General features: G+C 70.8%; 7 protein-coding genes. 4 read left to right on the top strand and 3 right to left on the bottom strand.

The genetic code is table 11. From position 1 onward, the window contains the following. Positions 1 to 176 precede the first annotated feature (176 nt). On the top strand, positions 177 to 1,238 hold the full coding sequence (locus ACFV2X_RS54680; RefSeq protein WP_385631601.1) for a glycoside hydrolase family 6 protein: 1,062 nt from the start codon (positions 177 to 179) through the stop codon (positions 1,236 to 1,238). A gap of 9 nt (positions 1,239 to 1,247) precedes the next feature. On the opposite strand, the gene ACFV2X_RS54675 is transcribed toward ACFV2X_RS54680, so the two are convergent. After that, positions 1,248 to 3,083, bottom strand: a complete 1,836-nt coding sequence (locus tag ACFV2X_RS54675; RefSeq protein ID WP_385631599.1) for a glycosyltransferase family 2 protein — start codon at positions 3,081 to 3,083, stop codon at positions 1,248 to 1,250. Positions 3,084 to 3,362: 279 nt separating this feature from the next. On the opposite strand from ACFV2X_RS54675, the gene ACFV2X_RS54670 reads away from it, so the two are divergent. Continuing rightward, positions 3,363 to 4,547, top strand: a complete 1,185-nt coding sequence (locus ACFV2X_RS54670; protein WP_385631597.1) for a glycosyltransferase — start codon at positions 3,363 to 3,365, stop codon at positions 4,545 to 4,547. Here the strand turns inward: ACFV2X_RS54670 and ACFV2X_RS54665 are convergent. After that, complete coding sequence (locus ACFV2X_RS54665) at positions 4,507 to 5,448, bottom strand: AraC family transcriptional regulator (RefSeq protein ID WP_385631605.1); 942 nt, start codon at positions 5,446 to 5,448, stop codon at positions 4,507 to 4,509. The two genes, ACFV2X_RS54670 and ACFV2X_RS54665, sit on opposite strands and share 41 nt — an antisense overlap. Positions 5,449 to 5,456: 8 nt before the next feature. Then, positions 5,457 to 6,116 (bottom strand): LacI family DNA-binding transcriptional regulator, encoded by a 660-nt coding sequence (locus tag ACFV2X_RS54660; RefSeq protein ID WP_385631595.1) that lies wholly within the window; start codon positions 6,114 to 6,116, stop codon positions 5,457 to 5,459. 134 nt (positions 6,117 to 6,250) lie between these two features. On the opposite strand from ACFV2X_RS54660, the gene ACFV2X_RS54655 reads away from it, so the two are divergent. Then, entirely contained in the window at positions 6,251 to 7,507 is a 1,257-nt protein-coding gene (locus ACFV2X_RS54655) for a cytochrome P450 (protein WP_385631592.1), read from the top strand. A gap of 72 nt (positions 7,508 to 7,579) precedes the next feature. Continuing rightward, positions 7,580 to 9,245: type I polyketide synthase (locus ACFV2X_RS54650; RefSeq protein WP_385631590.1), on the top strand; the 1,666-nt coding region annotated here is incomplete at its 3' end.

The raw sequence follows: 9,245 nt of genomic DNA, 5'->3' as shown, positions 1-9,245 counted from the left end.
CGCCCGATCCCCACCGCACCCCAGGTCGTAAGTCTCACGGCCCTTTCCGAAATTCGCCCCGATGGCGGCGGGGCAACACAAGCGTGAATTGAAAGCCGCCGCCCGTTCCCGATGCCATGATGCGACACGTGCCGTCAATTCCAAGGCCGGGAAACTCCGGGAAAAGGTGTGCTCGAATGGCCGAGAAAGGGCTCAGGAGAGCCATCGCGCGACACTGGGCGCCGCTTGCGGGAAGCGCCGCCGCGCTCCTCGCGCTGAGCGGATGCCTCGGCACGTCAGACGGGTCGGACCGGGAGAGCGGGCTCTGGGTGAACCCGGACAATCCGGCCGCCCGGCAGGCCCGTGAGCAGCGGCGCGCGGGCCGTTACGCGGAGGCGGAGCTCATGCGGCGGATCGCCGACGAGCCGATCGCCGAATGGCTCGGCCCGCATCCGCGTGAACGGGTCCGGTTCCTCACCGAATCCGCGGCGCGGGAGCACCGTACGCCGGTGCTGGTCGCCTATCACATTCCGTACCGGGACTGCGGAAGATACTCCCGGGGCGGGGCGGAAAGTGACGCCGAATATCTGGACTGGATCCGTGAGATCGTCTCGGGAATCGGCGAGAGAAAGGCGATTGTCGTATTGGAGCCCGACGCGATTGCTCAGGTGGTCGACGGCTGCGTTCCCAAGCCGCTGCGTGCGCCGCGGCTGGCCCTGCTGCGCGACGCGGTCGCCATGCTCTCCGCGATGCCCGCCACCCGGATCTATCTGGACGCCGGGAACCCGGGGTGGATCAAGGACACCGAGCGGCTGGTGGAGCCGCTGATGAAAAGCGGCATCGACCAGGCGGACGGCTTCGCCCTGAACGTCTCGAACTTCCAGCCGACGTCGGTGACCCGCGCCTACGGCCGTCGGCTGTCCCTCCAGCTCGGCCGGGTCCACTTCATCATCGACACCAGCCGCAACGGCAACGGCCCGCTCACCTCCGTCAGGGGCGAGGGCGACGACGGCAAGAGCGGTGACATGGGTGCCGTGCGCTCCGCCACCGACGGCCAGGAGAGCTGGTGCAACCCCCCGGGGCGGGCTCTGGGAGATCCTCCGAGCACCCGTACGGGCGACCCCGCCATCGACGCGTATCTGTGGATCAAGCGACCGGGCGAGTCCGACGGGACCTGCAACGGCGGTCCGCCCGCGGGCCGTTGGTGGACGGAGTACGCGCTCGACCTGGCCCGTAACGCCAACCTGCGCGAAAGGTGACCACAAGCCTCAGTGGGCCTCGGCGCGGGCCGTCGGCACCGCCGGGGCGGTGCGCCGGCCGCGCCGCGTGAGCAGCAGCCCGCCGGACCAGATGGCCATCGGCGCCAGACACAGCGCCAGCGCCAGCATCGCCCAGGTGCGCATCGCGGCGTGGGTGTGGCCCAGGAACAGCGAGGCGACCAGCGAACCGCCGAAGACCGCGGCCCACACCAGATGGATACGGAAGGTGGACAGCCGGTCGGCGCTGGAGGAGTCGCCCTTGGGCGTGACCACGAACCGGCTCTTGCGCCGCAGCAGCGCGTCGCACAGTGACTTGGCGTAGATGGGGGCGGACAGCGCGGAGAGCAGCATCCCCGCCACCCCGCCGGAGCCCTCCGGTTCATGCGGGGAGACGTTGTGCCGCCGGTTCCAGATGTACAGGCCGATCTGGAGCGCCGCGGCGTCGCTGTAGAGCATCATCCACATCTCCGCCGGGATGTGGATCCCGGACGCGCCGAGCACCAGGAACAGCGCGCAGGACAGGGCCGACAGCATCCAGTTGAGCGCGGTCATCGGGTAGTACGCGATCATCAGCGAGTAGTTGAGCAGCTTCCCCGGCGACAGCGTGAACGGCGCCTTCCAGAACTGCTTGAGCACCGTCTCGTAGGTGCCGCGGCTCCAGCGCAGCTGCTGGGTGAAGAAGTCCGTCCAGGTGCTCGGGCCCTCCCCGACGGCCAGTACGTCCGGGGTGTAGACCGAGCGCCACTTCTTCCTGGTGACGGGGTTGCGGCGGCGGTGCAGCTCGAAGCCGGTGGCCATGTCCTCGGTGATCGAGTCGTACAGCCCGCCGATGCTCCGCAGCGCGGCGATGCGCACCGCGTTGTTGGTGCCGACGAACATCGGCCCGCCATAGGCGTTTCCGGCCCGCTGGATCAGTGCGTGGAAGAGGAACTGCTGGCTCTCGGCCGCCTTGGTGACGGCCGTATCGTAATTTCCGTACACCTGCGGACCGACCACAAAGGCGACATCGGGATCGCGGAAGTAACCCATCATGCGCTCCAGGAAGTTGGGCAGCGGCACATGATCGGTGTCAACACAGGCCATGAATTCATAGTCGTCGCCATGGGCGTCCAGCCAGGCGTTGTAATTCCCGTGCTTGGTCTTGGCGCGGAAGGATCCCTTGGGCTGATTCCATTTCTCGATGCCCTTGCGGGAGAAATGCCGTACGCCCAGCCGGGCGCACAGCTCCTTGGCCTCCTCGTCGTTTCCCTCGTCGAGCAGCCATACGTCGAGCCCCCCGGCGTGTCTGACCTGCATCGCCCCCTCCAGCGTCGCCCGGACCATGTCGATCGGCTCCTTGCCGGGGACGAAGCTGGTCAAGAACGCCACCCGGGTCCCGGGCTCGGCGGTCACCGGCACCGGGTCGCGGGCCACCAGCGTGGCGTGCGCGTTGGAGACCACGGTGAACAGGCGGAACGCCTCGATCAGCGCGATCGAGAACAGCATCGTCCGGTCCGCGGCCGTCTCCCAGCCCGTCACACCGTCGCGGTGCACCCAGTGCTGGGGCTGCAGCAGCCACAGCAGCAGCAGCGCCGAGCACACCGGTGCCGCGCACAGCAGCAGCGCCGCCCGGACGCGGTGCGGCTCCTGCGCCAGCAGGCTCCGGCAGCGCACCCGGTACGGGCGGCCGGACGGGGGCTGGGTCAGCGGGCCCGCCAGCTGGCTGTACCGCTTGTACTCATAACTCCCGTTCGGGCCCTGGCGGCAGGGGGCCATCTCGTGGTGCGCGGGCCGCGCGGGAGGGGGAGCGGTGCTGGGCGCGGCTGCCTTCTCGGCCGTGTCTCTGACGGGGGTAGGTGCGGACATCTGGGCACTCCCGCGGGTCGTCGGGACGCAATATCGCGCGGCGATGACCCGGACGGCCTACATTCGTCATGTCATCGCGCGAGATGAGAAGGTAACAATCCGCTGGGGAATGGCTGTGCAAATCGGATTTTCGGCGCGCCCTCTCGCGCCTCGCCATTGTGCCGATCGGGCCGCCACTCCGACGGCCTATCGCCGCGCGTCTTACGTGATTTACATCCCGCCGTCTGTCATGGTCGGACGTGATTCAGCGTGCTACGGAAGACGGGGCCTGGTCGCCCGATGAGAGTGCTGCACATCATCTCGCGCCTCGGCGCGGGTGGCGCCGAACAGCAACTGCGGCTGCTGCTGCGCCACTTGCCCGCGCGCTGTGATGTGCTCACCCTGACCGCACCCGGGGCCGCTGGCCATGGCATCCGGGCGGACGGCGTGCCCGTCACCCATCTGCCGATGGGCGTCCGCGACCCGATGGGGACGGCCCGGCTGGCGCGGTTCATCCGCAGCGGCGGCTACGACCTGGTGCACACCCATCTCTACCGGGCCTGTGTCCACGGCCGGATCGCCGCCCGGCTGGCGGGTGTCGGCGCCGTGATCGCCACCGAGCACAGCCTGGGCGAGCGCCGTATCGACGGCCGCCCGCTCACCGTCGGCACCCGCGCCCGCTATCTCGCCACCGAACGCCTGGGCTCGGCGACCGTCGCCGTCTCGGCCGCAGTCGCCGACCGGCTGCGTGGCTGGGGCGTCGCCAACCACCGTATCCACCTGGTGCCCAACGGGCTGGACGCCCGCCACTTCGACTTCGCCCCGGCCGCCCGCGCCGCCGCCCGCGCCCGCCTCGGCATCCCCCCACACGCCTTCGTCGTCGGCGGCGTCGGCCGGCTGGTGGCGGCCAAGCGCTTCGATGTGGCGCTGCGGGCCGTCGCCGAGCTGCCCCAGGCCCGGCTGCTGCTGGTCGGGGACGGACCCGAGCGCACCGCGCTGCGCGACCTGGCCGCCTGGCTCGGGGTGGCCGACCGTATCCGGCTGCTCGGCGAGCGCGACGGGGCGGTGGCCGGGACCGGGGACCGGCCCGCGGACATCCCCGGGCTGCTGGCCGCCATGGACGTGTTCGTCGCGCCGTCCGCGGAGGAGGCGTTCGGGCTCGCCGCCGTGGAGGCCCTGGCGGCCGGGCTCCCGGTGCTCCACGGCGTCTGCCCGGCCCTCGACGAACTGCCGCCCGGCGCGGCCCCCGGCGCGCGCCGTATCGGGCCCGGCGCCGCCGCCCTGGCCGACGCCCTGCGCGAGCGGGCCGCCGCCGGCCCCGTACGGCACCCGGTGCCCACCGCCGTCGAGCGCTACGACATCGTCCGCACCGCCCGTCGGCTGGCCCTGCTGTACGAACGCTCCGTCAGCTGCGGGCCCGACGGCTGCGCCCGCGGCCCCGCCGTCACTCTGCGCTGGCCGCGGAGCGGTGCTCCCGCGGGCTGACCCCGCGCACCCGCTTGAAGGCGGCGCTCAGCGCGAAGGGGCTGCCGTAGCCGACCCGCCGGGCCACCGCCCCGAGGGTGGCGTCCGGCTCCCGCAGCAGATCGGCGGCCAGATCCAGCCGCCAGCCGGTCAGATAAGCCATCGGCGGCTCGCCGACCAGCTCGGTGAACCGGCGGGCCAGCACCGCGCGGGAGATCCCGGTCTCCGCCGCCAGCAGCGCCACCGTCCACGGATGGCCCGGGTTGTTCTGCAGCAGCCGCAGGGCACGGCCGACCACCGGGTCGCCCAGCGCCCGGTACCAGGCCGGGGCCCGCGCCTCAGGCCGCGCGAACCACGCCCGCAGCACCGAGATCAGCAGCAGATCCAGCAGCCGGTCCAGAACGGCCGTCTGGCCCGCCTCCTCCTTGACGATCTCCTCGCCGAGCCACGGCAGCAGCGGCGAATCGCAACGCTCACGCCCCAGCACCAGCAGCGGAGGCAGCGCGTCCAGCAGCCGCCGGCTGATCTCCCCGTCCATCCGGTACGTGCCGACCAGCATCGTCGCCGCACCGTGCTCACTGTTGCCCCAGGTGCGCACGCCCAGCGCCATCCGCTCCGCCAGATCCTCGCCCTCGGCGGTGCGGCACACCTCGCCCGGCAGGATCCACGCCTGGGGCTCGGTGGCCGGATCGTCGGCCACCGTGTACGGATCGGGGCCGCGCACGACCGCCACATCCCCCGGGCCAAGACGCTGCGCCTCGCCCCGGTCCGGGACCACCCACGCCTCACCGCGCGCCACGGTCATCACACACAGCGGGGCCCGGTCCTCGATCCGTACCGACCAGGGCGGGTCCATGACCATCCGGAGCAGAAACGCCCCCCGGGCCCTCGGCCCGTCCAGGAGACCGGCGAGTGGATCCATCACGCCCGCTACCGCCGGTCGAGGGCGGCCGTCGAGCCCCGTACCACCAGATGGACGAGCAGCACACGCTGCGGGGGCTGCTCACCCTCGGCGGCCGGGGTGGCCGGCATGCGGCACAGCGGATCGACGGCGGCCCGCGCGCCATGCGCCTTGGGCACCGGGACCGTGGTCAGCGGCGGCGCCACGCACCCCACCTGGACGATCTCCACCAGCCCCGACGCCGCCACCGCCTCGACACCGGCCGCGCGCTCCCGCGCCGCCCACGAGCCGCGTGGCCCGCCGGCATACGCGATCCTGCGGTGGCCCAGCGCGTGCAGATGGGTCAGCGCATCGGTCATCCCCTCCACCAGATCGGCCGCGACGCATCCGAACCCGGGCTCCTTGCGGTGCAGCAGCACGATCGGCTTGTCGGTGAAGTCTCCGAGCGAGCCCAGCTCCTCGCCGCTCAGCTGCGGCGAACACAACACGATCCCGTCCACCTGCGGGGCCGTACGCCCGGTGATCAGCCCGCGCGCCGCCTGGTTGGGCTGGTGGCCGAGCCGGTCGGCGGCGGCCCGCACCCGCTCGCGCGTCACGGGGCTCACCGCCCCGCCGGGCGCCAGGGCCCGCGACACGGTGGACGGGGACACCCCCGAAGCCTTCGCGACGTCCCGAATCGTCACCTGCACGCCCCGAGGTTGACACCCCGTTCCACCGGCGTCAATCGCCGGTGGTCCGTCAGGTTGTTAGGAACTCTTAAGACGGCCTTGTGAGACTTGCGCGGACCGGTTTTCGTACCTGTCCAAGCTTGAATCGAGGCATTGTGTCTCCTTCGGAAGCCACGTCCCGTTCCGCCACCACCGCCGCCAAGCCTCCCGACTTCCTGGATCCGTCCTTCTGGTTACGGCCGCGTGATGAGCGGGCGGCGGTGTTCGAGCGGCTGCGTGCTCTGCCGCACCCGGAATTCGTTCCGCCGCGGCTGCCCTGGGGCCCGATGGCAAACGGCTATTACGCGGTGGTGAAACACGCCGACATCGCGGAGGTGAGCCGCCGGCCGCAGGACTTTTCCTCGGAGGGCGCCACTTCGATCCTGCCGCCGGAGATGGACGAGTTCTACGGCTCCATGATCAACATGGATAATCCGGAGCACTCAAGGCTGCGGCGCATCGTCGCGCGGTCGTTCGGCCGCGGTATGGCTCCCAAGTTCGAGGCCATGTCACGGCAGGTGGCCCGGCGGATCGTGGACGAACTCATCGAGCGTGGACCCGGCGATTTCATCCGCCCCGCGGCGGAGATGCCGATCGCCGTACTCAGCACCATGATGGGGATTCCGGGCGAGGACTACGAATTCCTCTTCGAGCGGACCAACACCATCATGGGCGGGGTCGACCCCGAACTCGCGGCCACCCCCGAGGAGACGGCGGCGGCGGTGCTGGGCGCCCTGCGTGACCTCGGGAACTACATCGGACGGCTCCGCGAGGACCGGCTCGCCCACCCCACCGGCGATGTGATCACCAAGCTGGTCCAGGTGCAGGAGGACGGCGAGCAGCTGACCCACCAGGAACTCGTCTCGTTCTTCATCCTCCTCGTCAACGCCGGTATGGAGACCACCCGCAACGCCATCGCCCAAGCCCTGGCGCTGCTGACCGCCCACCCCGACCAGCGGCAACTCCTGCAGTCGGACTTCGAAGCCCATGCGAAGAACGCCGTCGAGGAGATCCTGCGGGTGGGCACGCCCATCAACTGGATGCGCCGGACCGCGACCGGCGACTGTGAGATGAACGGCCATCGGTTCCGCAAGGGCGACGAGATCTTCCTCTTCTACTGGTCCGCGAACCACGACGAGAAGGTCTTCGAGGATCCCTACCGGTTCGACATCACCCGTGACCCCAACCCCCAGCTGTCCTTCGGCGCGGTGGGGCCGCACTTCTGTCTCGGCGCCCATCTCGCCCGGATCGAGATCGTCGCCATGCTCCGCGAACTCCTCACCTCACTGCCGGACATCCGCGTGGACGGCGAGCCCGTCCGGCTGGCATCGAGCTTCATCGAGGGCTTCAAAGAGTTCCGCTGCGCATTCTGACCACGCGCATTCTGACCACGTTTCTGACGCCGACAGCCAAACAGGAAACCGCCAAGAGAGGAGGCGCCAGCGATGGCGAAGGACGAGGCGAAGCTTCTCGACCACCTCAAGTGGGTGACGGCAGAACTGCGGGACACCCGGCAGCGTCTGCGTGAAGCTGAGTCCGCGGAACCCGAGCCGATCGCGATCGTCGGTATGGCGTGCCGTTTTCCGGGTGGGGTGGAGAACCCGGAGGACTTGTGGGAGCTGGTGGCGTCCGGGGGCGAAGGGCTGAGCGCATTTCCGGAGGACCGCGGCTGGGATCTGGAGAACCTGTTCGACTCCGACCCCGACAGCCCGCGTACGAGCTATGTGCGCGAGGGCGCCTTTCTGCGGCGCGCGGGGGAATTCGACGCGGAATTCTTCGGGATTTCACCGCGTGAGGCGCTGGCGATGGACCCTCAGCAGCGGCAGCTGCTCGAGGTCGCCTGGGAGACCTTCGAACACGCCGGTATCGACCCTCAGGGACTCGTGGGCAGCAGCACCGGCGTCTACGCCGGGGTGACATCGCAGGAGTACACGGTGCTCACCGCCATGGCCGGCAGTGAGGTGGAGGGCTACGCCGCCACGGGGAACCTCGCGTGTGTGCTCTCGGGGCGGGTGTCGTATGTGCTGGGGCTCGAGGGCCCGGCGGTGACGGTGGACACGGGGTGTTCATCGTCCCTGGTGGCGCTGCACTCGGCGGTGCAGGCGCTGCGCGGGGGCGAGTGCTCGCTGGCGTTGGCGGGCGGGGTGACGGTGATGGCCACGGCGGGCGCGTTCGTGGAGTTCTCGCGGCAGCGGGGGCTGGCGCTTGACGGGCGGTGCAAGGCGTTCGCGGGGGCGGCGGACGGTACGGGGTGGGGCGAGGGCGTGGGGATGCTGCTGCTGGAGCGGCTGTCCGATGCGCGGCGCAACGGTCACCAGGTGTGGGCGGTGGTGCGGGGATCGGCGATCAACCAGGACGGCGCCAGTAATGGGTTGACGGCGCCGAACGGTCCGTCGCAGCAGCGGGTGATCCGGCAGGCGCTGGCGAACGCCCGGCTGTCGCCTGCGGATGTGGATGTGGTCGAGGGGCACGGTACGGGCACCACGCTGGGCGACCCGATCGAGGCGCAGGCGCTGCTGGCGACGTATGGCCAGGGGCGGCCCGAGGAACGGCCGCTGCGGCTGGGGTCGATAAAGTCCAACATCAGCCACACCCAGGCCGCCGCCGGTGTCGCCGGTGTCATCAAGATGGTGATGGCGATGCGGCATGGGGTGTTGCCCAAGACGCTGCATGTGGATGAGCCGACGCCGCATGTGGACTGGGGCAGCGGGGCGGTCGAGCTGCTGAGGGAGGCCACGGCCTGGCCGCAGGAGGTGGAGCGTCCGCGGCGGGCGGGTGTTTCGGCGTTCGGCATCTCCGGCACCAACGCGCATGTGATTCTCGAAGAGGCGCCCGTACCGTCGACGGAGGGGGAAGCCACCGCTCCGATGGTCCCGGGCGGTGTGGTGCCGTGGGTGGTGTCCGGGCGGTCGGCCGCGGGGCTGCGGGCCCAGGCCGGACGGCTGGCGGAGTTCGCCGAGGAGACCACCGCTGATGTGGCGGAGGTCGGGTGGTCGCTGGTGGCCGGCCGGGCGATGCTCGAGCAGCGCGCGGTGGTGGTGGGCCAGGACCGGGAGGAGCTGCTGGCGGGGTTGCGGGCGTTGGCGGAGGGTGTGCCGTCGGGTGGTGTGG

The sequence above is a fragment of the Streptomyces sp. NPDC059679 genome (assembly GCF_042734105.1).
In the GTDB taxonomy this organism is placed as follows: Bacteria; Actinomycetota; Actinomycetes; order Streptomycetales; family Streptomycetaceae; genus Streptomyces.
Note: the sequence above shows the minus strand (reverse complement) of the source record. Positions and strands in the feature narration are given on the sequence as shown.

Excerpts from the sequence above, each read along its gene's own strand:
- ACFV2X_RS54680 (WP_385631601.1), top strand. The coding sequence starts at position 177 with ATGGCCGAGAAAGGGCTCAGGAGAGCCATCGCGCGACACTGGGCGCCG.
- ACFV2X_RS54675 (WP_385631599.1), bottom strand. The coding sequence starts at position 3,083 with ATGTCCGCACCTACCCCCGTCAGAGACACGGCCGAGAAGGCAGCCGCG.
- ACFV2X_RS54665 (WP_385631605.1), bottom strand. The coding sequence starts at position 5,448 with ATGGATCCACTCGCCGGTCTCCTGGACGGGCCGAGGGCCCGGGGGGCG.
- ACFV2X_RS54670 (WP_385631597.1), top strand. The coding sequence starts at position 3,363 with ATGAGAGTGCTGCACATCATCTCGCGCCTCGGCGCGGGTGGCGCCGAA.